The organism is Halodesulfurarchaeum sp. HSR-GB, from assembly GCF_031432215.1.
Lineage (GTDB): Archaea > Halobacteriota > Halobacteria > Halobacteriales > Halobacteriaceae > Halodesulfurarchaeum.
Map to the genome: position 1 here is coordinate 184392 of NZ_JAVKGN010000001.1, position 23613 is coordinate 208004.

The window sequence follows — 23613 nt, forward strand, 5'->3', positions numbered from 1 at the left end:
GGCTCGGGGTTTAGCCGCCGGCGAACAGACTTCGAGTTATGCTGCACCGGTCCCACCGGAACGAGATCGTCGCGAACGCGGCGGTGTTCGACGCCGGCTGGGTCCCCGCGGACTTTCGCTCCCGGGACGCGGAACTGAACACGATGGCGACGGCCCTCGAACCGATCCTCGACGGCGAGCCAGCCTCGGGGCTGTTCCTTCATGGCCCCTCGGGGACGGGGAAGACGAGCAGCAGCCAGTACCTCCTCGGAAAGCTCAGCGAGCACGCCGAGCACCTGGAGACGGCGACCGTCAACTGCTGGTCGAATCACTCCCGGTACCGGGTGCTCCGGCGGATCGTGGAAGCGGTCGACGGGCTCCGGGCGCGGACCCGGGATCACGCCGCAGCCGCGCTCCAGGAGCGGCTGGCCGAACTCGAGACGCCCACGGTCGTCGTCCTGGACGAGGCCGATCAACTCGACGAACCGGACGTGCTCTACACGCTCTACGAACTGCCGGCGCTCCACGTCGTCGCCACGGCCAACACGAAAGCGGACGTGCTGCTCGGTCTCGACGAGCGAATCCAGTCCCGACTCCGGACCTTCCACGACGTGCATTTCGCGCCCTACACGGCCGCCGAACTCGACGTAATCCTCCAGCAACGGGTCGACCACGGCCTCCAGCCCGACGTGATCGAGGCCGCACAGGTGAGACAGATCGCCCGGGCCGCAAACGGGAACGCCAGGGACGCGATCGCCACACTCGACGGGGCGGCCCAGCGGGCAGTCGAGGACGGCGCCGAACGGATCCGGGACACACACGTCGAGACCGCCATCGAGACCGCGAGCCGGGCGGTCCGGTCCGAGACACTCGACCGGCTCAACGACCACCAGCACGCGATCTACGAGATCGTCGCGGCCACGGAACCGGCCAGTCCAGGAACGATCTACGAGCGCTATCGCGACCGAATGGCCGACCCGCGCTCGCGACGGACGGTCCGGAAGTACCTCCGGAAGCTCGAACAGTACGATCTCCTCGTCGCCTCGGGCCACGCACAATCACGCGAGTACCGGCTGGGGCCGGACGCCCCACGTCCGAGCTAGTCGAGGCCGAGGCGTTCGAGTCCGGGGCGTTCACGGGGTGCGAGGTGCTCGGCCCCGTAGATCACGACCAGGAGGGCCGCGAGGGCGACAAGCGGGACCGCGCCCGTGACCTCGGCCAGGAAGTTCAGCCAGGGATCGGGGACACCGCCGGGGGCGAGCACCGCCATGTCGGCCGGGTGGAAGATCCCCATCGCGTTGATGCCGGCGTGGAAGACGGCCACGGCGAGGACGCTCCCGCCGGTACTGTTGTACATCCAGGTCCAGAGGATCGATCCCGCGATGATGGTGAAAACCCAGATGAGCTGCTGGGAGCGCGACCAGCCGCCGTGGATCGTCGTGGCGTTGAGCAGGAGCGGCAGGTGCCACAGGGCCCAGGCCACCCCGACCGCCAGGCTGGAAACGAGCGCGCTGTACCGCTCCTGAAGCACCGGAAGCATGAACCCACGCCAGCCGAGTTCCTCCTGGCCGCCACCCCAGACAGTCCCCCAGACCAGGGCAAAGAGGTAGATACCCGGGAAGGGGAAGGAGTCGAGATCGACCGGCCCGCCGAGGGCGACGAACAGGACACTCCCGAGTGCGAGGATGAGAAGCGGGAGAGCGAGCGCGAGCAGCCACCATTTCGCGCCGATCCGCCACTTAAATAGTTGGCCGACCCACTGCCGGAGACTTCCCTCGCTCGCCCAGACCACGACGGCCGCCCCGACCGGCGGGCCGAAACCCCCCAGGCCGATCAGGATGGAGTGTGTCCAGGAGGCCTCCATCCCGCTGGCCGCGAGCGCCCCCTGGATCGTCCACGTAAACGCGTACGTGACGAGGAGGAAACTCGCCAGTCGGTGGGCGTCGATCGTCGACCGAACGGTTCCGCGCATATCGTGTTGCATGGATTACCAGACGGATAACGATAATGGCGACTTCGGTCCGGAAGCCGTTCGGAAGCGGAGAGTAGTCGGCACATCGGGTGTCCGTATCGATTTCACCGCTCTCGATCCACCCACAGCCGGTCCGGAACGCCCGGAAGGGCCCGTGTTCGAGTTTTCCCGTCGGCACAACTCGGTTGGAACATGCATCACACAGGTTCCGTGCCGGAGCTCCCCCAGCTCTCGCCCGGGGTCCGGCTCCTCGACGCCCCGCGACGCTCGATCGGCCCGCTGCACGCCCTCGTGCTCGATCATCTGCTCGTGACGGGTGGCACCGCCGTCTGGATCGACGCCCACGGGCACGCGACCACGACCTATTTGGCCGAGGTCGCGCCCAGCCCGCGTGTCCTCGACCGGATTCGCGTCGCCCGTGGGTTCACTCCCTACCAGCACCAGTCGCTGCTCCAGGACGCGGCAGGCGAGATCGACGACGACACGAGCCTCGTCGTCGCGCCGGCAGTGGACGGGCTCTACCGCGACGAGGACGTTCGCGGGGCCGAACCCCAGTCGATGCTCCTCCGGGGTGTGGCCCGACTCGCCCGCTACGCCCGCGAGGCCGAAATTCCCGTCCTCACGACCCGGGCCGCGGCCGACGAGTTCAGCGCGCCGGTCGCAGCGGTCGCCGACAGCACCATCACGGTCGAGCGAACCCGATTCGGCCCCCGCTTTCGGAGCCCGAACTTCGAGACCCAGATCTACGCCGCATCCGGCCCGACCATGCAGACCACACTCACCTACTGGGCACGGATCCTCCGGGCCCGCCGCCCGGCCCACGAGACACAGCCGAGCCAGAAGCGGGCGATTGCGGAGGTGAGTCCCTGATGGGCCGGACCAACCCCACCTATCGCGACCGGCTCGATGCCCTCGAAACCGACTGGGGCCCATACCGGCGCAGCCTCCGCCGTCACGAGCAGGGCCCCTTCGATCGGCTCTGGGAGCACGCCCGGGCCCACGCCGACGCGAGCGGGATGTACAACCCCGCCGACCCGATGCAGACAGTCCTCCTCTCGATCTGTCTGGAACAGGAGCGGGCGATCCAGGAACTCACCGAACGAGTGACCAGCCTCGAAGCGGACTAGATGTTCAAAATCGACTACCGGGAGGACGGGGCCGTCCGCCGCTGGACGACGACCGAAGACGGGGCAACAGTCACGGTGGACACGGACTACCGACCGACGATCTACCTCTGGGCCACGGAGTGGGAAATCGTCCAGGGCCACCGCGAGCACGTCGCGGCCCACCCGAAAGTGGCGTCGGTGACCGTCGCCTCGAAACGACCGGGCTGGCGACACGACCCCCAGGCCGTGCTCGAAGTGACCCTGACCGACATCGAGGCGGTCGACGCGCTCGCGCCGCAGTTGGCGAACATGGGCCGGCCCGGGGACCTCCGGCTCTTCAACGTTGATTTCTCACGGGGGTTTCGATACTGTCTCGAAACGGGTCAGTCGCCGGTGCCGACAGGCTCGCTCCACACGCTCTCGATCGACGTGCCGGCAGTCGAGGTACACCGGGAGGGACACCTTCGCGAGGCCACCGTCGAGGGCGAGTCGATCACGGGCGACCCGCCCCAGGTGCTCGACGGCGTTCTCGATCGAATTCACGACGCCGATCCCGACGTGCTGGTGCTTTCGAGTGCCGAGGTCGTCCCCGAACTGTTCGCGATCGCCGACACACGGGAGCGAGACCCCATCGCCATCGGCCGACTGCCCGGCTACCGAAAACTCGCCGGGCAATCGACCTACGAGAGCTACGGCCAGGTCGGGCACTCCCCGGCCCGCTATTCGGTACCGGGGCGAGCGATCATCGACCGTTCGAACACGTTCTTCTACGCCCAGACGAACCTCGCCGGCGTCCTCGATCTGGTCGCACGCTCGCACAAACCCCTCCAGGAGCTGGCCTGGGCGTCGATCGGGAACGTCCTCACGGCGATCCAGATCCGGGCGGCCACACGGCGGGACGTGCTGGTCCCCTGGCGGTCCTTCCGCCACGAGCAGTTCAAGACGATGGGCCAGCTTCGGGCGGCCGACCGCGGCGGGTTCACGTTCTCGCCCGACGTGGGGTTCCACGAGGACGTTCACGAACTCGATTTCGCCTCGATGTACCCGAACATCATCGTCACCCGAAACATCTCCCCGGAGACGATCCGGGGGGACTGTGACGCCTCGACGACGGTGCCCGAACTGGACTACGAGATCTGTGAGAAGCCGGGCTATCTCCCCGACGTGCTCGAACCGCTGGTCGCGGACCGCGAGGAGATCAAGGCCGAGCGGGCGGCGACGGACGATCCGGAGCAACGAGAGGCACTCGCCGGCCGCGCCGAGGCGATCAAGTGGATCCTCGTCTCCTGTTTTGGCTATCAGGGCTTCTCGAACGCGAAGTTCGGCCGGATCGAGGCCCACGAGGCCATCAACGCCTACGCCCGCGAGATCCTCCTCACCGCAAAAGAACGCCTGGAGGCCGGCGGCTGGCGCGTGGTCCACGGGATCGTCGACTCCATCTGGGTGACCCCAATGGCGGATACCGACCAGCGACCACTCGACGAGATCACGGCGACGATCACCGAGGCGACCGGGATCGAACTGGAGTACGAGGCCGCCTACGACTGGGTGGCCTTCGTCCCGAAAAAAGACACCGAAGCGGGCGCGTTGACCAGATACTTCGGTCGACGGGCCGATCCCGCGCCGGACGAGGACCCTTTCAAGATTCGCGGGATCGAGGCCAGACAGCGCTCGACCTGTGACTGGGTCGCCGACCTGCAGCGGACGCTGATCGAGGTCCTCGACGAGCATCGGGCGCCCGAACCAGTCCTCGATGTGCTCAGGGAGCGACTCGACCGACTGGCCCGGGGGGCTGTCGACCCGGAGCGACTGTTGCTCACGAACCGGGTGGGAAAACCCTTGGCGGAGTACACCCAGTCGACGCGGAACGTGGCCGCTCTGAAACGAACGCGAGCCACCGGGATCGACCTCGCGCCCGGCCAAGACGTCTCCTACGTGGTCGTCGACGACTCGAAGACCACCCGGGAGCGGGTGCGACTACAGGGAGAGTCACTTACGGACTACGACGCCGACTTCTATCGAAAACGGGCCGTTCGCGCGGCGGCATCGGTGCTGTCGCCCCTGGGTGTTCGCAAACGCGATATCGAGTCCCGCCTGGCCGATTTCGAATCCACGAGCGTGACCGGCTGGACCGAACCCCGAGAAATGTGAGACACCCAATATTAATATGTCAGCCCCACAATGAGAGTGGCATGAAAGCCGCCCTGGTCGGACTCGGACAGGCAGGGGGACGGATCGCCGAGGCGATCCAGGACGCCGATCGGCAAGCCGGATACGGGGCTGTCGGGGGCGTGCTGGCGGTCAACACCGCACGGACGGACCTCGCCGGCCTCGACGTGGACACGATGTTGATCGGCCAGGATCGTGTTGCCGGGCATGGCGTGGGCGCCGACAACGAACTCGGTGCCGAGATCATGACCGACGATCGGGGCGAAGTCCTGGCCGGGCTCGACGGGATCATCACCGCAGAAACCGACGCGGTGGTGCTCGTCGCCGGACTGGGCGGTGGCACCGGCAGCGGGGCCGGCCCGGTTCTCGCCCGGGAACTCAAGCGCATCTACGACCAGCCGATCTACGGGCTCGGGATCCTTCCGGGGCGTGACGAGGGGGCGCTCTACCAGAAAAACGCCGGCCAGTCGCTCAAGACCTTCGCTCGGGAGGCCGACTCGTTGCTCCTGGTCGAGAACGACGCCTGGCGACAGGCCGATGAGAGTGTCGCAGCGTCCTTCCGGGCCATCAACGAGAAGATCGCCCGACGGCTCGATCTCCTCTTTGCCGCCGGCGAGGGGGTCGAGGGAGTCGGCGAGTCGGTCGTCGACGCGAGCGAGGTGATCAACACGCTCCGGCCGGGGGACATGGCGGCCGTGGGCTATGCCGCCGCGGACGCCGCACCCGATCCCGGCGAGAACGTGAACGTCATCACGAGCACGGCCCGGCGAGCCCTGCTGACCGGCATGAGCGTCCCGGAAACCACACGCGGGGAGGCTGCACTCGTGCTCGTGGCCGGCGATCCGGACCGGCTCTCGCGAAAGGGCATCGAGCGGGCCCGGCAGTGGATCGAGTCCGAGACGGGCACTATGGTCGTCCGGGGCGGCGATCTGCCGATCCGGGGCGACCGCATCGCCGTGGTCGTCATCCTCTCGGGTATCGCCGGGTCGCCGCGACTCCAGTCGTTCCTGGAACGGGCCACCTCGGCCAGTCAGGCGGTCGAGGAACAGACTGATCGGAGCAAGCGCTTCCAGAACGACGAGTTGGAGGACCTGTTCTAGATTACTGCCCGAACCGGCGAGTGCGCTGTTTGTACTCCAGGACGGCCCGGAAGAACTCCCGGTCACGGAAGTCCCGCCAGTTGACGTCGGTGAAGTACAACTCGGAGTACACCGACTGCCAGATCATGAAATCCGAGAGTCGCTCCTCCCCGGTCTTGATGACCAGGTCGGGTTCGTCCGCGAAGACCAGTCGGTCCTCGATGTCCGCCGCCTCGATCGAATCCGGGTCCAGGTCACCGCTGTCGACGGCCTCGGCGATCGATCGCACGGCGGTGGCGAACTCCTCTTTGCCCCCCAGCCCGAGGTTGATCTGGATCGGGGCCGAACCGGGTTCGGGAGTTCGCGGGTCACGGACCGCGACCTCGCGTGGGAACTCGAGGGCTTCGACCGACCGCTCGACGGTGTCCAGGACGGCCTCGTCGAGCACGCTCACGTACACCGTCACTCGCTCGGCCCCGACGTCGAAGGCGAGTTCCACGAACCGCTCCAGGCTGCCGTAGGCCCCCTGTTCGAGGAGGTCACGCTCGGTGATGACCAGCGCGACGTGGGCCGGTGGCTCGCCGGCCGCGAGTCGAACGCGAAGGCCCAGATACCGGTCGTAAAGCGCCACAGGCCCAGTTCGACCGGGTGTTACTAAACGGGCCGGGATCGACCCGGCGGCGGTTCGAGATACTTAAGTGAGCGCCGTCGAAAACCCGAGGACGTGTGAATCGTCCACTCTCCCGAACGGCGACGTTCGCGATGCTGTCCGCGGTTTCCCTGGCCGTGGCGGCTTCGGTGTGGGGGACGATAACAGCCTTTCTCGCGATCGCGACCGTCGGGGCCCTGGTGACCACGGGACCGGTCTTCGAGGCGCTCTCGACGGCCGCCGACGAAAAAGACGGTCGCCTGCGGACCCTCGTCTCGTTTGCACTCACTGGGGCGGCACTGGCAGCCCTGATCGTGGCCGTCGAGCTCCCGAAACCCGTCTACGTCACGGCGATGGTGACACTCGGCTTCGGTGATCTGGGCCGACGCGCCCTTGAAGCGGTCCGGCCGGTCCCGATCTTCGCGACGGCGGGGTTCGTGTTCGCCGGCGGGGCCGCCGGCGTCGGTGGCCAACTCCTCCTGAGCGCGGTTTCGGGTGCGGTCGGCCACGGACCGACGGTCCTCTTTCTCGCCGCGAGCGCCGCGTTCCTCGGGGCGCTCCTCCGCTCGGTGCTCGTCGCCCGGAACGATCCCCTGGTGCTCGGGTTTCTGACCGTGCTCCTCTGGCTGCTCGCCGCGCTGGCCGGCGACATTACCTGGACCGCGGTACTCGTGGGCCTGGGCGTGTCCTTTCTGTTCGGTTCGCTCTCGATCGCCCTCGAAACCGCCTCGATTCCCGGGATGCTCACCGGTGTCTTCCTCTCGCTTTTGGCGGTCGTCCTCGGTGGGTACGGCTGGTTCGTCCTGCTGATCGCCTTCTTCGGGATCGGCGGGCTCTCCACGAAGTTCCGCTACGACGAGAAAGTGAGTCGGGGAGTCGCGGAACCGAACGAGGGCGCTCGCGGGACCGGCAACGTCCTCGGGAACTCCCTGGCAGCGCTCTTTGCCCTGCTGCTCTATGCGGCCCACGCGGAGCTTCCCGTTCCGGAGGTCGTCTTCGTCTTCGCCTTCGCGGGGAGCGTGGCGACCGCGCTTGCGGACACGCTCTCCAGCGAGATCGGTGGCCTGTACGACCGGCCGCGCCTGGTCACGACCCTCTCGCGGGTCGAACCGGGCACCGACGGCGCGGTGACCTGGCAGGGTGAACTGGCCGGGGCTACCGGAGCGCTGCTCATCGGCCTGCTCGCGTGGCTGGTCCTCCCGATCACGGGAGTCGGTGTCGTGCTCGTGATGGTCGCTGGGCTCGTGGGCATGACAGTCGACAGCCTGGCCGGGGCCACGATCGAAGGGGACCACGTCGGGAATCAGGCCGTGAACTTCCTCGCCACGAGTGCCGGTGGTTGTGCGGGCGCGCTCCTCGCCCTGCTTCTCTAGGTGGCTTCGAGCGAGCGGATCCGCACCGAGGCGGGTTGCTTGACGATATCGCCCTCCCCGGTTCCATAAATAGCGGTCACACCGTGTTTCGCCGCGACATCGAGCAGGGGCTGGGCGACCGGCCCGTCGACGAGGACCGTTCGCGCGCCGTCGCCGGCCGCCCGGACGAGCGAGCGGGCCGTATCCAGGTCGCCGCTCTCGAGCAGGCGGAACTCCGCGTCGAGCACGCGAGCGGACTCACTCCCGCTGACGGCCTCGATCTGTCCGGCCAGGGTGGCCGCCGCAGACTCGGAATCGGGTTCCGAGTCCGTCGTCTCAGCGGGCTGGGGGCTCGCCGTCTCGGTAGTGACCGCGACGGCACCGCCACCGCCGTCGGTTGCCGAGGACCCGGGTTGTGAGGCCGTGGCCGAGTCCGACTCGGTCGATCGCTCGCGTTCCAGGGCCTCGACGGGGACTTTCTCCTGAAGGGCGGTGTGGACCTCGTGTCGCGAGAGGTCCTCGACGGACCGGCCCGGGGGCGAGAGCGCCACGTAATCGAGGTCTCCGACCTGCATGAGTTCCTCGCGGATGAGATCGCCGCCCCGGTCGCCGTCGAGGAAGGCGGTAGCTGTCTTCTCCCGGGTGAGTGCCGCAACCGCCTCCGGGACGTCGGTCCCCTCGACGGCGATCGCGTTTTTGATGCCATAGCGAAGCAGCGTGCGAACGTCCGCCCGCCCCTCGACGACGATGACGGCGTCGCTCTCCGCGACGTTCGGGCCGGCCGGCAGCCCCTCGTACTCGATGATGTCCCCGACCCGGATGCTCTCCCGGACCTCCTCCAGGATCGCCCGGCTGTCCATCACCTGTTCGTCGAAGGCCGTGGCGAGCAGTTCCTTCGCGCGCTCGACGACCTCGCGGCGCTTTGCCGCCCGGACGTCCTCGATCCGGTCGATTTCGACGGTCGCCTGGCTCGGGCCGATCCGGTCGATCGCCTCCAGGGCGGCCGCGAGGGTCGCGGTTTCGACCCGATCGAGGCTGCTCGCGATCGTGATGGTTCCCCGGGACTTCCCGCCCTCGCTCTGTACCTCGACGTCGATCCGCCCCAGCTTCGAGGACTCCTGGAGGTCACGGAGTTCGAGTTCGTCCCCGAGCAGGCCCTCGGTCTGGCCGAAGACGGCCCCGACAACGTCGCTGCGCTCGATGACGCCATCGGCGACAAAGCCCGCGTGGATGAGATACTTCGCCGTGTCCTCCATCTTTCTGTCGGGTGGATGAACGGCTGGGCGGCTTTAAAAGCTGTCGTCGGTTCGAGATCGATTCCGACGATTGAAGAAAAATTCTATTCGATACGGCCATTTGGACACCAATAGTAATTTATTAACCCGTTCAGAACGAGGTCGGCGCTAAGAATGGATCCGCGCTCGATCGGCTGGGCGATCGTCTTCTTCCTGCTCGCCGCCCTCGCCATCCCCTGGTTTCTCTGGGGCTCGACCGGCGTGATCGCTGGCCTCCCGGTCTGGCTGTGGTACCACATCGCCTGGCTGTTACTGGCCGCACTCGTGTTCCGACACTTTACCCGACGGGCGTGGGGACTCTGGATCGACGACCGAACTGACAGCCACGGGGGCAAGCGATGAGCGTGGCACTGCAACTCGGCATCATCGTGGGGTACCTCCTCGTCGCGCTCGGCGTGGGCCTGATCGCCTACCGGGTAACCGAGCGGACGGCCGAGGACTTCTACCTCGCGAGTCGGTCCTTTGGCACCGTCGTCCTGCTCTTTACGGTCTTTGCCACGCTGCTCTCGGCGTTCACCTTCTTCGGCGGGCCGGACAACGCCTACTCGCTGGGCCCGGAGTGGATCCTCGTCATGGGGCTGATGGACGGGATCATCTTCGCGATCCTCTGGTACGTGATCGGCTACCGGCAGTGGCTGCTCGGCCAGCGTGAGGGGTACATGACACTGGGCGAACTGCTGGGCGACCGCTTTGGCTCGCGAGCCCTCCGCGGCCTGGTCGCGGTCGTCTCGCTTTTCTGGCTGTTCCCCTACGTGATGCTCCAGCAGATCGGCGCGGGGGCGGCCATCACCGGACTCACCGAGGGCGCCGTCCCGTTCTGGGTCGGGGCGACACTCATCACGGCGTTCATGATCGCGTACGTCGCGCTGGCGGGAATGCGGGGAATCGCCTGGACGGACACGCTCCAGGGTGTGTTCATGCTCGCGATGATCTGGCTCGCCCTGGCCTGGGTCCTCCTGGCCGTCGATGGCGGCCTCACCACGATCAACGCCGGCATCCAGGCGAACGCGCCCGACTTCTTCGCGCTGGGTGGTGGGGCCTACACCCCGCAGTTCATGCTCACCTTCGCGATCTCGATCGCCTTCGGGGTCACCATGTTCCCCCAGATCAACCAGCGCTTTTTCGCCGCGGCCTCCGAGACGGTGCTCAAGCGCTCGTTCACGCTCTGGCCCGTGCTCGTCCTCTTGCTCTTCGTCCCGGCCTTCCTGCTTGGCACCTGGGCCGCCGGGCTGGGCATCGAGGCCGACGTGGCCGCCGGCGAGAGTGTCCTCCCCCAGCTCCTCGCGGCCTACACCCCGACGTGGTTCGCCGCCCTGGTCATCGCGGGCGCCATCGCGGCGATGATGTCCTCCTCGGACTCGATGCTCCTCTCGGGGTCGTCGTACTTCACCCGGGACCTCTATCGGCCCTTCGTGGACCGGGAGCTCTCCGAGCGCCGCGAGGACCGGCTGGGACGACTCGGCGTGGTGGGCTTTGCCGTCGCCGCCCTGCTCGCGAGTATCTGGGCCGAGGGCGGGGGCATCGGGGCCGCAAGCGTCGGCTCGCTTTTGATCGAGATCGGTGACCTGGCCTTCGGCGGGTTCGCCCAGCTCGCCGGCCCGGTGCTGCTTGCACTCTACTGGCGCGGGACGACCCGAAGCGGGTTGCTCGCGGGCATCCTGGCCCCCCAGGTCGTCTACGTAACCTTCAACTTCCTCCCCGCGACGACCGTCGCCGGCCTCCCGCTTTTCGCCACCAGCTATTTCGGCTGGGGGCTCTCCCTTTACGCGATGGTGTTCGGGGTGGGGGTGACCGCACTCGGGTCGGTCGCCGACCGCAAGCGCCGTTCCGGGGGTGTCAGGCCGTGAGCGAACCAGAGTCCGTCCCACAGACCCACATCGTCCCCGTCGGGTTCGAGTACGACCGGCTGATCGCCCCCCTGATCCGTGATCAGTTCACTGTCGATCGGGCACTGCTGCTGCAGGGCGCGGTCGGCAGCGAGGGCAACATCGAGTACTCAAAGCAGCTGGCCCGCAAACTCGAAGCGGACTTCCAGAACCTGCTCGGGGCCCGAACCGAGCGGATGACCGTCGAGAACGTCTATGACTACGACGCGGCCTTCGAGCAGGCCTTTGCGTGTATCACCGCCGAACTGGCGGCCGGTCGCGAGATCTGGGTGAACGTCTCCTCGATGCCACGCCCGGTGAGTTTCGCCTTCGCGACCGCGGCCCACTCGGTGATGGTCGAACGCGAGACCGACCGGGATCGCATCCACACCTACTACACGGCCCCCGAGAAGTATCTGGAGACGGAACTCGCCGAACAGCTCCGGGCGGGAATCGAGTTGCTCGAAACACTTGCGGCCGACATGGCCGAGGACGGCACCGTGACTGTCGACCCGGAACGGATCCGCGAGCGGCTGGCCGCCGCGACGTCGCTGCTCGCGGAGTTCGACGAGCGGGGAGCCACCGTCGGGACGGCGGAGATCGACGGCAGCCACGTCCAGGAACTCCCGGTCGCCCCGTTCTCGAACGTCAAGCCCTTCGAAGAGCTCATCCTCCACACCCTGGGTGAACACGGGGAGTTCGAGTCCATCAGTGAGTTCGCCGAAACCCTGGCTGCGGACCTCGGCGAGGAGTACACCGACAGTTTCCGCTCGAAAGTCATCTACAACGTAGATCGCCTGGGGCCGGGTGGCGTGGGCTACATCGAACGGGAGACCGAGGGCAAGTCCTACCGGATCAGGCTCTCCCGGATCGGCGAACTGTGGGTTCGTTCACACGCCACCGAGGGAGCAACAGCGTGAGAATCGGCACATCATTGATAAGTAGGGGCGCCGAGAACCGAGTGACGGGAAGCCCACAGATCCACTGGGGAGGGGTCTGTGCGGCCGTGCCGGCTCGGGGACCGGCAAGGGAAGGACATGGAGGGACACACCGAGGATCGATCACGGTCGACCGCGGGCGAGTCCGGGGCTATCGAGAGGTTTTCGGCCTCGGCACATCGCCGATACGTCGCGTTCACGACTGGTTTCGGCCTGCTCGTGCTCGTCGGGCTCTCGGTCGTCCAGAAGTGGATCATCGGCGCGCCAACCGGCAACCTGGCCGGGTACGTGGTGCCGGCACTGTTCGGCGGCGGAACCGGGTTCGTGTATGGGTACTTCAACGTCGGGCGAAAGCGGCGGATCCGGCAACTGGAACGCGAGACCGAGATTCGGCGGCTCATCTCCGCGGTCAACCACGCCCTCGTCGAGACCGACGACGTCGAGGCGATGGGTCCCGAGATCGCCGACATCGTGGGGTCGAGTTCGCTGTTCGAGTGTACCTACGTCCACCTCTTTGCCCCGCCGGAGTTCGAGACCGTCTGTGTCCGCAACTCGGGCGAGACAGCCGCCACGATCAGGGAGTTCCACACCGAGGCATACGTCGATCAGGTCTTCGAGTCCGGGGCATACCGGATCGGAGACGTGACGACACCGCCCTTTGACCACCACGAGACCGGCGAGACGCCCCACGCCGGCGTCGGAATCGCGATCGGCCACGAGGCACAGCGATATGGCGTTCTGACAGTCCACTTCCCGCCGTCGGTCACGCCGACGCCGGCGGAGATCGAGTTACTCGAGACCATCGGGGACGATTTCGGCTACTTCGTGCACACCCAGATCCTCGAGGCCGAACGACAATCCTTCGCCGAGATCGTCGAGCGGATCGACGATCCGGTCATGGTTCAGGACCGTGAGGGGACGTTTCAGGTACTCAATGAAGCCGTCACGAACGTTGCGGGGAAATCACGATCGGCGTTGCTCGGAGAGGACGAGACCCCGTTCATGGACGAGCCCACGGCAGAGACGATTACCGCGATGAAAGACCGGGTCCTCGAAACCGAAGCGCCGGTCTCCTATCAGGTCACGCCAACCTTCACCGACGGCCAGGAGCGAACGTTCTCGACGACGCGGTACCCCTATTACGACGAGCGGGGCATCCTCGCGGGAACGGTCGCGATCTGTCGGGACGTCACCGACCTCCAGGCCCACCAGCGACAGCTCAGGGTGCTCGATCGGGTGCTCCGGCACAACGTGAACAACAATATGAACGTGGTCCAGGGGTACGCGGAGATGATCCGCGAAGAGGCAAGCGGCGCGCCCGCCAGCTACGCCGCGAAGATCGCGTCCAATAGCCAGCGATTGCTGGATATCGCTCACAAGCAGCGCAAGATCACGAATTTCCTCTCCGAGACCCAGCCGAAAGAGCGCATCGAGCTCGAAGCGCTGTTGGACCAGATCGTCGGGCGGATCGAATCGGAGTTCCCGCACGCGTCAGTCTCACTCACGTGTCCCGGAGCGGTCCACGTGTGGGCAAGCCGATCGGTCGGCGACGCCATCGAAGAGCTCCTCACGAACAGTGTGGTCCACGCGGAGAGTACCGAGCCGAACCCCCGCGTGACAGTCGAGACAAGTGCCCAGCGGGTTCGTGTTCGAATCGTCGACGAGAACCCGCCCATCCCCGAGATGGACCGGGATGTCATCTCGGGCGCGGACGAACTCGGGGCGCTGCGCCACGGCAGCGGCCTCGGCCTGTGGCTGGTCAAACTCATCGTCGATCACGCCGGGGGAGCAGTAGCACACCGGGAGCGAGGTCCCCGGGGTAACGTCGTGACGGTCGAGCTTCCGGCCAGCAGACAGGCGGACACGGGACCGAACTGACCCTCAGTCCACGACGGGTATTTCGACGACGAACACCGCCCCAGTCGGCTCGTTGTCCTCGACGGACACCGTGCCGTCGTACCGGTCGACCAGCGTCTGAACCAGATAGAGACCGAGGCCGGTCCCTTCACTGTCGAAGCCGATGCCCTCCTGGAAAATGGCTCGTTTGTGTTCGGCCCGAACGCCCGGCCCGTTATCGGCGACTCGAACGACGACCGTGTCTTCGCCCCGTTCGGCCGCGACCGTGACCGCTGGAACGGTCTTGTCGTTGTGATTGATCGCGTTTTTCAGCAGGTTCCGAAACACCGAGCCGAGCATGTCATCCGCGAGAACGTCGACATCCGGGAGCGGGCCATCGACTGTCACCACGGCGTTCTCGTTGCTCGACTGGGCCGCGTTGATGACCTCGGTGAGAACGGCCCGAAGGTTCTTGGGATGGAGGTCGACCGTGGATTGCAACATGACGTCGGTCACGTCCCTGGCGACTTCGGTGATCTCGACGGCCTCCCGGGCCGCTTCGAGTACCTGTTCGATGTAGCTCTCGCCCTCGGGTTCGACGTATGGCTGGACCGTCTCGGCGTAGGCCAGTACGAGCTGGAGGTCGTTTCTGATGTCGTGACGGACGACCTTGTTGATGAGGTCCAGATTGTCCCGCTGAGTTTCGAGTTGGGCTTCGTACTCCTTGAGCTCGGTGACGTCGCGGGCATAGCCGAGGACCGCATCCTCGCCACTCCCGGGGACGGTGTAGGGAATCTTTCGCGTCTGGAGGATGCGTGTCTCGCCGTCGGCCGTGGTCAGTGTCTCCTCGGGAATGAACTTCGGCTCCCCCGACTCGATCACCGCGAGATCGTCCTCCCTGAAGGAATCGGACTGACTCGATTCCGGGATCAACTCGGGCTCCGTTCGTCCTTCGACCGCCTCGGGGACGTGGCCATACGCCGCTGCGGTCGCCTCGTTTGCCAGCAGATACTCGCCATCCCGGTTCTTCGCGAAGATCAGGTCCGGGACGAGGTCGATGATTCGGCGAAGCTGTTCCTGGGCCTGCTTGCGGTCGTCCCGCTGGGATTCGAGTTCTCGCCGGGTGCGTTCCTGTGTGAGTTCGTATCCCGCCCACTTCGAGAGGACCTGGACCAGCGTCCGCTCGTCACGAGTGAAGGAGCTCGCCTTTGGATCGTCGGACGCAAAACAGAACGTGCCGTAGAGTTCGTCGTCGATCTCGACTCGGCCGCCGATGTAGCTCTCCAGTTCGAAGGTTTCGTAGGCCGGATCATCGCCCCACCCGGCCTCGAGTGCGTTCTGTATGGTCAGGACGTCCTCGGATTGGATCGTCTTTCGACAGTACGCTTGCGAGAGTGGGGCCTCCGCTCCGGGCTGGAGTAACTCGTGGTCGCCGACCGCCTGCTCGATCGTCTGGGTGCCCCTCTCCGCGTCGAGGTCCGCGACGTCGATCTGTGAGAGGAACCCGTATGGGAGCCCCAAGGTCTCGACGCCGATGGTGAGCAACCGATCGATCTTCTCCGAGAAGGGGAGCTCCGTGTCCATCGTCACGTCGTACACCGACTGAAAGGCGGCTATCGTGTCATCTGGCTGCGCCCGCTCCTCGACGTGAGGCCCATCGGGGCTGTCGTTTGTGGATGAGTCCATCTCCGGATGGTTCGATTTCCCAGCCTGTGTCCTTCTAAATATCGGTGGGTGCACTCGTTGATCGATTGCCAAATTCAGGTGGGCGAGCAGAAGCGTTCCAGTGGGCATCGGGCACCCGGAGCAAAAATCGGGGGAGAAGTGCTACACGAGGATTTCGGTCCCTAGCTGTCTGAGTTTCGCCTGCAGATCGCTGCCCGGTTCGGCCGCGACCGAGCGCGTGTAGGTCCCGGTGGCCGGGGCGTCGGCGAGGTTCACGCCTATCACCGGGAAGGTCGTCCCCGCGATGGTCTCGGAAAACGACCCCGGGTTGGCCGGTTTGTCGTCTGTCAGGACGAACATGACCCGCCTGGTCTCGCGGGCCGATTCGCGGTTCAGCCGAGGCCGGACGACCTGAAGCACGGTCGTCAACGGCGTTCCGCCACCAGTTCGGCCGTGAAAGAGGCGGTCACGGTTCGAGTCCGAGGAGACCCCGAAGGGCTTGGCGATCCGAACGGTGGAATCGAACAGTTCGAAAACCGCCGTCTCGACCCCCACGTCTTCGAGCGCGTAGAGCAACAGTCCCAGCGCGAGTTCGGCCTGCCGGATCTTCCGACCCATCGAGGCGGATCGGTCGAGCACGAACGCCATGTAGTAGTCCTTCCGGTCGGGTTCCTCGCGACGCCGCTTGAGGGTCCCCGGATTGGATTCGATGCCGGTCCGGTAGAGACGCTTCGAGTCCAGCCGCCCCCGGCGGGTGCCCCGTCGTATCTTCGTCCGGCGCTCGTGCTGCAGCCGATTCCGGAAGAGTCGGGCCAGTGGGCGATAGTCGGAGCGAACGCGGTCCAGCACCGTCGGGTCGGCCGTCCAGGATTCGGTTGGGACCACGAGATCCAGCGAGCGCAAGCCGTCCCTGGCCCGGTCGCCGTCCCCGGCGAGTACCGCGTCGAGTTCCTCGTACTCCTCCAGGGCGGCTTCCGTCACGTCGGCCTCCGCCCGGGCGTCGTCCGCCGCCGCCTCGGCGGCCTCGGCCTGGATCTCCGGGTCCACCTCGACGCTCGCCGGCGAGTCCATGGCCGAGTCGCCCGGACCCCGTTCGTCCGGGTCGAAATCCGCAGCGTCCGGCGCGTCGAGTGCGTCGGCTGGAGCGGTGCTCGCCCCGGAGTCGTTGTCCCGGGAATCGTCCGGCATCCCCTCGCCGGTGGCGCCCTCGCCCGCGCGACCGTTCTGTTGGGTCCGGCCGTCGGCGTCAGCCACATCGAGAACCGCGAGGACGGCCTGGACGAATTCGAAGATCGCCGCGTTTCGATCGGTCGCTTCCGGGGTCGTGCGGACGGTCTCGACGATGCTCGGGAGTCGGGGCCACAGTTCAGTTTCGAAGCGCCGTCTGTCCGCCTCGGTGGTGAAGTGATGAGCGGGATCGCTCGGATCGAGCAGGGACCCGATTACTTCGAGGTCCAGCCCGTAGTCCGCCGCGAGCCAGCGGTCGAGAATCGAGGCGTGGACGGCATGTACGAGCGGGTACACGAAGCCGCCTCGTTCGGGGTCCGGGATGCCGACAGAGGCATCTTCGAGGAGGTTCGCGCGCAGCGCCCGGAGCGGTTCGTCGTAGTTGGGCCAGCGCCGGACGATCTGGGTCTCGATCGCCGCGTCTTCGAGGACGTTGTGCAGGGTGTGGGCGACGCCCGCCTCGCCGGTGTCCAGTTCCGCCAGCCGGGCCTCCCAGTCGGCGTAGTCGGTGTACCGGATGTGTCCGGCCTCGTGCACCGCGAGGGCCCGCTGGACGAGCCAGTCCCAGGCCCACGGGTCGTAGTCGGTCACCGGCTGGTGGACCCGTCGCCCGGTGATCGCGACCTCGTATTCGGCGGTCGCCGTGGATTCCAGTTCCGTCGTCCGGATCGATTCGTCGATTCGGACGGTCGTCTCCCAGGCCCGGGAGAGTCGCCGGAGGTTCCGCTGGAGTCGCCGTCGGCGCGACTCCCCCGTCCGGACTGCCTGCCGGTCGACGGCCTGGCCGAGGGCGCTCACCAGCGCATCTCGGTCCAGATCGGGATCGAGGGTGACGGGCATCTCGAATCAGAGTTCGTCGGCGATCGCGTCCCGAATGAACTGCTTGTCCGATTTCATCGCGGCCTGGCCGACGAACTTCACCCGGGCGGCCGCCGCAAAGTCCATGAACTCCTCGTTCGGGCCGGCCATCTCGACGGTGTCCCGGAGTTCCCGGTGGCCGATCGGGGTCGCGATGGCGTTTGCTTCCCGGCGGGCCTCCCGGAGGACCGCCGCAAAGCGGACGAGATCCCGGAGTTTCTCGGTGTCCGGCGCGCCGGTCTCGGCTTCGAGCAACTCGACTTCGGTCTCGATCCCCGCCCGGTCGTCCTCGCTTGCGGCCAGATACGGGTGTTCGATGACGACACACCGCGAGCGCAGGGCGTCGTTGAGTTCGGCGGTATCAGCATAGTGCAGGGGATTGATCGTCGCCGTGGCGTGGAAGTCCGGGTGAATGTAGCGGCCCAGGTGTTCGTCCGGGTTCCAGATTTCCCCACGAGGGAGGTCCCGGAGTGTGCGCCCGACCCCCCGCAGGTGCAGTTCGCGCTTGCCCCGATCCTCGAACAGCGGGTGCAGCGCGGCGGTGACCGACCCGGTCGCCATGTTGAGTTCGTCGGCGACGTAGAGACCGCCGAAGATCGCTGCCTTCGCTGCCTCACCGAGGATGTAGTAGGTGCCGCCCTGACCGTCGAGGTCCTTCTCGCCCACCACGTCGAAGACCGAGGTCTCCGCGCCGAACTCCTGGCGGTAGACCGGATGGTTCACCGTGGCGGCCACCGTGCGGATCAGGTGGTTCTTTCCCGTGCCGGCCTCGCCTTCCAGGATGACCGGTTTGTCGAGCGAGAGCGCCCGGTAGAAGGTCTCCTCGGTGTCACGGGGGACGTCCGGGAGTTCGGCCGGGAAATAGGGTACCGCAGTCTCCGGGATCGCCGGATGACCCGGATCGAGTTTTCTGATCCCGTTGACCTGTTCGCCCGTCGGTTCGCCGGCGAGCAGCCGGTCTGGATCGACGTCCACGCGAATCCCGTTGATGGTACCGTCCGTCTGCTCGCTCGACTGCTGATCGGGTTGTGTCATCACTGATCGGCCTCCCGGTAGTGGAATTTCCGACCCACGACCCGGTGGATGTGGACCGTCCCCGTTCCGTTGTCGCTCGCTTCCCGACTGGCTCGCCACAGCGGGCCGAAGTAGTCGGAAAGTGTTGCCTGCATCTCCGCGACGTGGGTCGCGTGCACGTGTGGATCCCAGTCGTCGCGGTTGCTCTCTCGGTGCTCGGCGTGGAGGGCGACCGTGTACTCGTCCTCGCGCTCGATCGCGGCGATCTGCCGGTAGGGGGTGTGGGCATAGAAGCCGCGGAACAGTTCGGTGACCGCCTCGACGGCCGTGTCGGGCAGCGGTGCAAATATCGGCTCGTCGTACGTGAGGGCCATCGACTCGACCTGGGCCGCCTCCGCCGCGGGCAGATCGCGGCCGGGATCCTGGCCATCGAACAACCAGACACTCGGTTCGGCTACCTGGGACATCGTCGATCAGGTGGGGCCCGGCGACCGAGCAAAGGTGGTCGACCGGCACGATGCAACCGTGAGAGCGCGGGCGGAGGCGGGCATATCGATAGTTGGTCCCACGACCCCTCAAAATTGTTTCTATGACTCGGTCCCACGCCGGAGTTCGTCGATCCGGGTCGCAAGCGCGAGGAAGGTCGCGAGGAGCGTCAACGTCACGGCCGCCCCGGCCGCCAGGTCGTGAGCCGGGAGGTCATGAGTGAAGCCGCCGGCGACCTGTTCGGCCCGGAGCCAGGTGTGATGGAGCCGACCGGCGACGGGAATGAAGTAGTCAACGAGGTCGTTGAGCCCGTACCAGAACGCGGCCACGGCCACCGCCGGGATCGAGAACGTGGCGTACCGGTGGATGACGAAGGCCTCGACGGCCATCGCGAGGTGGCTCGTGACGAGAAAGACGTACAGCCAGGGTGCGACTCCGGCCGGGCCGTTGAGCACGAGCTGGACGAAGGGCGTCCAGAGCCCGAGCTTGAGCGCACCGAAAAAGCCCAGCGCGTGGAGCCAATCGGCGTCGAAATCAAAGCGGTAGGCCAGCAGGGAGAGCCCGACGAACAGCGTGGCAACGGGGCTGTCGGGGACGAGCGGCCAGGCCACGATCGGGGTCGCCGCGAACTGAATCCGGTAGTACCAGAAGCCAAAGGCGGTTCCGATGAAGTTGATCAGGGCGATCGGGACCGCAAATCGCAGGGCCAGATCCTCGATGAGCCGGGGTAGCGGGGCGAGATACCACGGCGGACGCTCCGCGGACATGTTTCAGACCTGGGCGGCCGGTGTCAAAGCCGTACTGATCCCGACGCGATGGACGTGCCGTGGTAGCACGTTCCCCGTCGAAGGGAAGACTTAACTGCGGGAGGGAACTTCCCACTGGTACGATGACCCAGACTGAGGAGTCGCTCGGCGCAAGCTCGGGCGATCGAGTTCTTCCAGGGCACGTTAGCTACACGTAGCGAGTTCGAATCGGTCCGGATCTTCGATACGACACTACGTGACGGCGAACAGACCCCGCGCACATCCTTTTCCGAGGCTGACAAGCGAGAGATAGCCCAGATACTCGACCAGATGGGGACCCACGTCATCGAGGCGGGGTTCCCGGCGAACAGCGACGCCGAACTCGAGGCGGTCCGTGACATCGCCCGCTCGACGGAGACGACCGTCGCTGGCCTGGCTCGCGTGGTCGAATCGGACGTCGAGGCGGCCATCGAGGCCGAAGTCGACATGATTCACGTCTTCGCGAGCACCAGCGACGTCCAGATCGAGGACTCCATGCACTCCAACCGTGAGGAGGTCAAGGAGCGCTCGGTCGCCGCCATCGAGCAGGCAAAACAGAGCGACGCCGAGGTGATGTTCTCGCCGATGGACGCCACCCGCACGGATCGGGATTACCTTGCCGACGTGCTTTCGGCCATCGACGACGTCGATGTGGACTGGGTAAACATCCCGGACACGACCGGGGTCGCCAGTCCCTCCCGATTCGCCGACCTGATCGGCTTCGTGGGCGAGCACACCGACGCGCGAATCGACGTCCACACCCACGACGACTTCGGGATGGCGACGGCCAACGCCATCGCGGGCATCGAGGCCGGGGCCGATCAGGCCCAGGTCTCGATCAACGGCATCGGCGAGCGGGCCGGCAACGCCGCCTACGAGGAGGTCGTGATGGCCGCCGAGTCGATCTACGGCGCGGACACCGGGATCGACACGACCCGGATCTCCGAAATCGCGGCCATCATCGAGGAGAAATCCGGGGTTCCGATCCCACCCAACAAACCGATCGTCGGGGAGAACGCCTTCTCCCACGAGAGCGGCATCCACGCCGCGGGCGTGATCGAGAACGCCGACACCTTCGAACCCGGGATCATGACCCCCGAGATGGTCGGCGCTCAGCGCGCCATCGTCCTGGGGAAACACACCGGAAGCCACGCGGTCCGGGACCACCTCGAGGAGGCGGGCTATGCCCCCACCGATGAAGAGGTCCGGGAGGTGACCGAGCGGGTGAAAAATCGGGCCGCGGAGAAACACACGATCACCGTCGAAGACCTCCACCGGATCGCCGCCAAGGTCGGGGTGGACCGTGCCGGGTCCACGGAGGTGCATGCGTGATGGGGACCGCAAGCCCTATATCGGGCCGTCGCCCACACTCGGGACAAGATGGCCCACACACGCATGCCCCGTCTCGCGTGTCCGGCCAGTATCGCGATCGTAGGGGCCTAGGGCCCCCAGTACACCACTTTCCTGACCCGACTGTAGCCCATCGCGGAGACAGTTCCCGCCACCTGGCGGCGATCGGTATCGACACGGAACCCACCGGACACGCACACGGACCATGAGTAAATCCCACCCGACAAACGAATCAGAAGCCTCGGCAGACACAGAAGAGCTGTCGGAGGAAGCGAGCGACGAGCAGACAGCAAAAAAGACCAAAGGGGCCCATTCGGTCGTCACAGCCCTGGAGAAGGCCGAGGTAGAGATCACCTTCGGCGTCCAGGGCGGGGCCATCATGCCAGTTTATGACGCCCTGGCGGACTCGGATATCCACCACGTCTCGATGGCCCACGAGCAGGGGGCCTCGCATGCGGCCGACGCCTACGGGATCGTCTCCGGGAAACCGGGCGTCACGATCACGACGTCCGGGCCCGGCGCGACGAACCTGGTGACCGGCATCGCGGACGCCAACCTGGACTCGGATCCGATCGTCTCCCTGACCGGCCAGGTCCCCCAGGACATGGTCGGCAACGACGCCTTCCAGGAGACGAACACCATGGGCATCACCTCGCCCATCACCAAGGCCAACATCTTCGCCACCAGCCCGGACACGGTCGGTGACGACGTCGGAACGGCCCTGGCGCTGGCGGCGGAGGGGCGACAGGGGCCGACCCTGGTCGACCTGCCGAAGAACGTCACCACGAGCGAGACCGAAGTCGAGCCGTCCGAACCGACAGTCCCGGAGGCCTACCAGGTGCCACCCGACGAGGCCGACCCCCACAGCGTCGAGGCGGCCGCCGAAACCCTGGCCGCGGCCGACCGGCCGCTGATCCTCTCGGGCGGCGGCGTGATCAAAAGCGAGGCCAGCGACCAACTGCGGGAGTTCGCGATCGAGTACGGTATCCCCGTGGTCACGACCATGCCCGGCCTGGGTTCGTTCCCCGAGGACAACGCTCTCGCGCTGGAGATGGGCGGCATGCACGGCACGGGCTATGCCAACATGGCACTGAGCCACTGTGACGTGCTGCTGGGGATCGGGACCCGCTTCGACGACCGGCTGACCGGCGGCATCGAGACCTTCGCCCCGGAGGCCGAGGTCATCCACGTCGACATCGACCCCGCGGAGATCTCGAAGAACATCCACGCGGACTACCCGCTGATCGGCGACGCGGGAGCCGTGATCGAACAGCTCCACGCGGCCATGCCCGGCGAACCAGACGCGGAAGCCTGGCGCGACCGGACCATGGAGTGGAAGGCGACCTACCCGATGGGCTATGAAACCCCACAGGACGAGGCCGTCAAACCCCAGTTCGTCGTCGAGGCGATGGACGAGGCCGCCGCGGACGACGCGATCGTCACCACCGGCGTCGGCCAGCACCAGATGTGGGCCGCCCAGTACTGGACCTACACCGAACCCCGGACCTGGGTCTCCTCGAACGGCCTGGGCACGATGGGGTACGGTGCACCGGCAGCGGTCGGCGCGAAGCTGGCCGCCCCGGACACCCAGGTCATCGCCTTCGAGGGCGACGGGTCCTTCCTGATGACCAGCCAGGCCATCGCGCCGGCCGTGCGCGAGAACCTGGACATCACCGTGGCGATCCTCAACAACAGCTACGTCGGGATGATCCGGCAGTGGCAGGACGCCTTCTACGACGAGCGTCGCTACGAGAGCGAGTGGGACTGGGGCCCGGATTTCGCGACCCTGGCGGAGGCCTACGGCGCACAGGGCCTGCGGGCGATGGGCTACGACGAGATTCCCGAGGTGATCGAGGAGGCCTTTGCCTACGACGGCCCCTCGGTGATCGACTTCCACGTCGATCCCGTCGCGGACGTGTACCCGATGGTGCCAAGCGGTGGCAACAACGCGGAGTTCGCCCTGGAGGCCGATCACCTATGACTGGTGA

At 66.5% G+C, this 23613-nt stretch carries 20 protein-coding genes; 12 read left to right on the top strand and 8 right to left on the bottom strand.

Annotation, left to right across the window (positions count from 1 at the left end; genetic code table 11):
• The first annotated feature begins 38 nt into the window (after window positions 1-38).
• Window positions 39-1082 carry an orc1/cdc6 family replication initiation protein gene (locus tag RH831_RS01065; RefSeq protein ID WP_310552440.1) on the top strand — a complete coding sequence of 348 codons (1044 nt, stop codon included), beginning with the start codon at window positions 39-41 and terminating at the stop codon, window positions 1080-1082.
• Here the strand turns inward: RH831_RS01065 and RH831_RS01070 are convergent.
• On the bottom strand, window positions 1079-1951 hold the full coding sequence (locus RH831_RS01070) for a type II CAAX endopeptidase family protein (protein ID WP_310552441.1): 873 nt from the start codon (window positions 1949-1951) through the stop codon (window positions 1079-1081). The genes RH831_RS01065 and RH831_RS01070 overlap by 4 nt on opposite strands.
• Window positions 1952-2143: 192 nt before the next feature.
• On the opposite strand from RH831_RS01070, the gene RH831_RS01075 reads away from it, so the two are divergent.
• The 4 genes from RH831_RS01075 to RH831_RS01090 are packed head-to-tail and all read left to right on the top strand — an operon-like array spanning window position 2144 to window position 6326.
• Entirely contained in the window at window positions 2144-2821 is a 678-nt protein-coding gene (locus RH831_RS01075) for a hypothetical protein (RefSeq protein WP_310552442.1), read from the top strand.
• The gene (locus RH831_RS01080) at window positions 2821-3078 is read left to right on the top strand and encodes a hypothetical protein (protein ID WP_310552443.1); all 258 of its coding nucleotides are present in this window, start codon (window positions 2821-2823) and stop codon (window positions 3076-3078) included. The genes RH831_RS01075 and RH831_RS01080 overlap by 1 nt, the downstream gene beginning before the upstream one ends.
• Complete coding sequence (locus RH831_RS01085) at window positions 3079-5208, top strand: type B DNA-directed DNA polymerase (protein ID WP_310552444.1); 2130 nt, start codon at window positions 3079-3081, stop codon at window positions 5206-5208. It abuts the gene before it with no gap.
• A 41-nt stretch (window positions 5209-5249) separates the two neighbouring features.
• Entirely contained in the window at window positions 5250-6326 is a 1077-nt protein-coding gene (locus RH831_RS01090) for a tubulin/FtsZ family protein (protein WP_310552445.1), read from the top strand.
• 1 nt (window position 6327) lies between these two features.
• Here the strand turns inward: RH831_RS01090 and RH831_RS01095 are convergent, their stop codons facing one another.
• Window positions 6328-6936 carry an undecaprenyl diphosphate synthase family protein gene (locus tag RH831_RS01095; RefSeq protein WP_310552446.1) on the bottom strand — a complete coding sequence of 203 codons (609 nt, stop codon included), beginning with the start codon at window positions 6934-6936 and terminating at the stop codon, window positions 6328-6330.
• Window positions 6937-7031: 95 nt separating this feature from the next.
• On the opposite strand from RH831_RS01095, the gene RH831_RS01100 reads away from it, so the two are divergent.
• Window positions 7032-8327 (top strand): DUF92 domain-containing protein, encoded by a 1296-nt coding sequence (locus tag RH831_RS01100; RefSeq protein WP_310552447.1) that lies wholly within the window; start codon window positions 7032-7034, stop codon window positions 8325-8327.
• Here RH831_RS01100 and dnaG read toward each other — a convergent pair.
• Complete coding sequence (gene dnaG, locus RH831_RS01105; RefSeq protein WP_310552448.1) at window positions 8324-9562, bottom strand: DNA primase DnaG; 1239 nt, start codon at window positions 9560-9562, stop codon at window positions 8324-8326. The genes RH831_RS01100 and dnaG overlap by 4 nt on opposite strands.
• A gap of 153 nt (window positions 9563-9715) precedes the next feature.
• Here dnaG and RH831_RS01110 point away from each other — a divergent pair, with 153 nt between their 5' ends.
• The 4 genes from RH831_RS01110 (at window position 9716) to RH831_RS01125 (ending at window position 14282) form a co-directional block, all read left to right on the top strand.
• Window positions 9716-9943, top strand: a complete 228-nt coding sequence (locus RH831_RS01110; protein WP_310552449.1) for a DUF3311 domain-containing protein — start codon at window positions 9716-9718, stop codon at window positions 9941-9943.
• Window positions 9940-11448 (top strand): sodium:solute symporter family protein, encoded by a 1509-nt coding sequence (locus tag RH831_RS01115; RefSeq protein ID WP_310552450.1) that lies wholly within the window; start codon window positions 9940-9942, stop codon window positions 11446-11448. Before RH831_RS01110 ends, RH831_RS01115 begins: the two co-directional genes overlap by 4 nt.
• A complete protein-coding gene (locus RH831_RS01120; protein ID WP_310552451.1) occupies window positions 11445-12386 on the top strand; it encodes a DUF6293 family protein in 942 nt (313 codons plus the stop codon). The genes RH831_RS01115 and RH831_RS01120 overlap by 4 nt, the downstream gene beginning before the upstream one ends.
• Before the next feature lie 117 nt (window positions 12387-12503).
• Window positions 12504-14282 (top strand): PAS domain-containing sensor histidine kinase, encoded by a 1779-nt coding sequence (locus RH831_RS01125; protein ID WP_310552452.1) that lies wholly within the window; start codon window positions 12504-12506, stop codon window positions 14280-14282.
• Between the two features lie 3 nt (window positions 14283-14285).
• Here RH831_RS01125 and RH831_RS01130 read toward each other — a convergent pair whose 3' ends face one another.
• The 5 genes from RH831_RS01130 to RH831_RS01150 form a co-directional block, all read right to left on the bottom strand.
• Window positions 14286-15926, bottom strand: a complete 1641-nt coding sequence (locus RH831_RS01130) for an ATP-binding protein (RefSeq protein WP_310552453.1) — start codon at window positions 15924-15926, stop codon at window positions 14286-14288.
• A 141-nt stretch (window positions 15927-16067) separates the two neighbouring features.
• Window positions 16068-17972, bottom strand: coding sequence for a hypothetical protein (locus RH831_RS01135; RefSeq protein ID WP_310552454.1), 1905 nt, complete (start codon window positions 17970-17972; stop codon window positions 16068-16070).
• A gap of 6 nt (window positions 17973-17978) precedes the next feature.
• Window positions 17979-19025, bottom strand: coding sequence for a MoxR family ATPase (locus tag RH831_RS01140; protein ID WP_310552455.1), 1047 nt, complete (start codon window positions 19023-19025; stop codon window positions 17979-17981).
• On the bottom strand, window positions 19025-19471 hold the full coding sequence (locus RH831_RS01145) for a hypothetical protein (protein WP_310552456.1): 447 nt from the start codon (window positions 19469-19471) through the stop codon (window positions 19025-19027). Before RH831_RS01145 ends, RH831_RS01140 begins: the two co-directional genes overlap by 1 nt.
• Window positions 19472-19591: 120 nt before the next feature.
• Complete coding sequence (locus RH831_RS01150) at window positions 19592-20257, bottom strand: DUF1405 domain-containing protein (protein ID WP_310552457.1); 666 nt, start codon at window positions 20255-20257, stop codon at window positions 19592-19594.
• Window positions 20258-20389: 132 nt separating this feature from the next.
• Here RH831_RS01150 and RH831_RS01155 point away from each other — a divergent pair, with 132 nt between their 5' ends.
• Window positions 20390-21607 (top strand): 2-isopropylmalate synthase, encoded by a 1218-nt coding sequence (locus tag RH831_RS01155; protein WP_310554126.1) that lies wholly within the window; start codon window positions 20390-20392, stop codon window positions 21605-21607.
• 223 nt (window positions 21608-21830) lie between these two features.
• A complete protein-coding gene (gene ilvB, locus RH831_RS01160; RefSeq protein WP_310552458.1) occupies window positions 21831-23606 on the top strand; it encodes a biosynthetic-type acetolactate synthase large subunit in 1776 nt (591 codons plus the stop codon).
• Window positions 23607-23613 lie beyond the last annotated feature (7 nt).

Coding starts and splice junctions, on each gene's coding strand:
- RH831_RS01140 (WP_310552455.1), bottom strand. CDS start 19,025: ATGACACAACCCGATCAGCAGTCGAGCGAGCAGACGGACGGTACCATC.
- RH831_RS01090 (WP_310552445.1), top strand. CDS start 5,250: ATGAAAGCCGCCCTGGTCGGACTCGGACAGGCAGGGGGACGGATCGCC.
- RH831_RS01145 (WP_310552456.1), bottom strand. CDS start 19,471: ATGTCCCAGGTAGCCGAACCGAGTGTCTGGTTGTTCGATGGCCAGGAT.
- RH831_RS01080 (WP_310552443.1), top strand. CDS start 2,821: ATGGGCCGGACCAACCCCACCTATCGCGACCGGCTCGATGCCCTCGAA.
- RH831_RS01110 (WP_310552449.1), top strand. CDS start 9,716: ATGGATCCGCGCTCGATCGGCTGGGCGATCGTCTTCTTCCTGCTCGCC.
- RH831_RS01135 (WP_310552454.1), bottom strand. CDS start 17,972: ATGCCCGTCACCCTCGATCCCGATCTGGACCGAGATGCGCTGGTGAGC.
- dnaG (WP_310552448.1), bottom strand. CDS start 9,562: ATGGAGGACACGGCGAAGTATCTCATCCACGCGGGCTTTGTCGCCGAT.
- RH831_RS01125 (WP_310552452.1), top strand. CDS start 12,504: ATGGAGGGACACACCGAGGATCGATCACGGTCGACCGCGGGCGAGTCC.
- RH831_RS01115 (WP_310552450.1), top strand. CDS start 9,940: ATGAGCGTGGCACTGCAACTCGGCATCATCGTGGGGTACCTCCTCGTC.
- RH831_RS01065 (WP_310552440.1), top strand. CDS start 39: ATGCTGCACCGGTCCCACCGGAACGAGATCGTCGCGAACGCGGCGGTG.
- RH831_RS01130 (WP_310552453.1), bottom strand. CDS start 15,926: ATGGACTCATCCACAAACGACAGCCCCGATGGGCCTCACGTCGAGGAG.
- RH831_RS01150 (WP_310552457.1), bottom strand. CDS start 20,257: ATGTCCGCGGAGCGTCCGCCGTGGTATCTCGCCCCGCTACCCCGGCTC.
- RH831_RS01070 (WP_310552441.1), bottom strand. CDS start 1,951: ATGCGCGGAACCGTTCGGTCGACGATCGACGCCCACCGACTGGCGAGT.
- RH831_RS01075 (WP_310552442.1), top strand. CDS start 2,144: ATGCATCACACAGGTTCCGTGCCGGAGCTCCCCCAGCTCTCGCCCGGG.
- ilvB (WP_310552458.1), top strand. CDS start 21,831: ATGAGTAAATCCCACCCGACAAACGAATCAGAAGCCTCGGCAGACACA.
- RH831_RS01085 (WP_310552444.1), top strand. CDS start 3,079: ATGTTCAAAATCGACTACCGGGAGGACGGGGCCGTCCGCCGCTGGACG.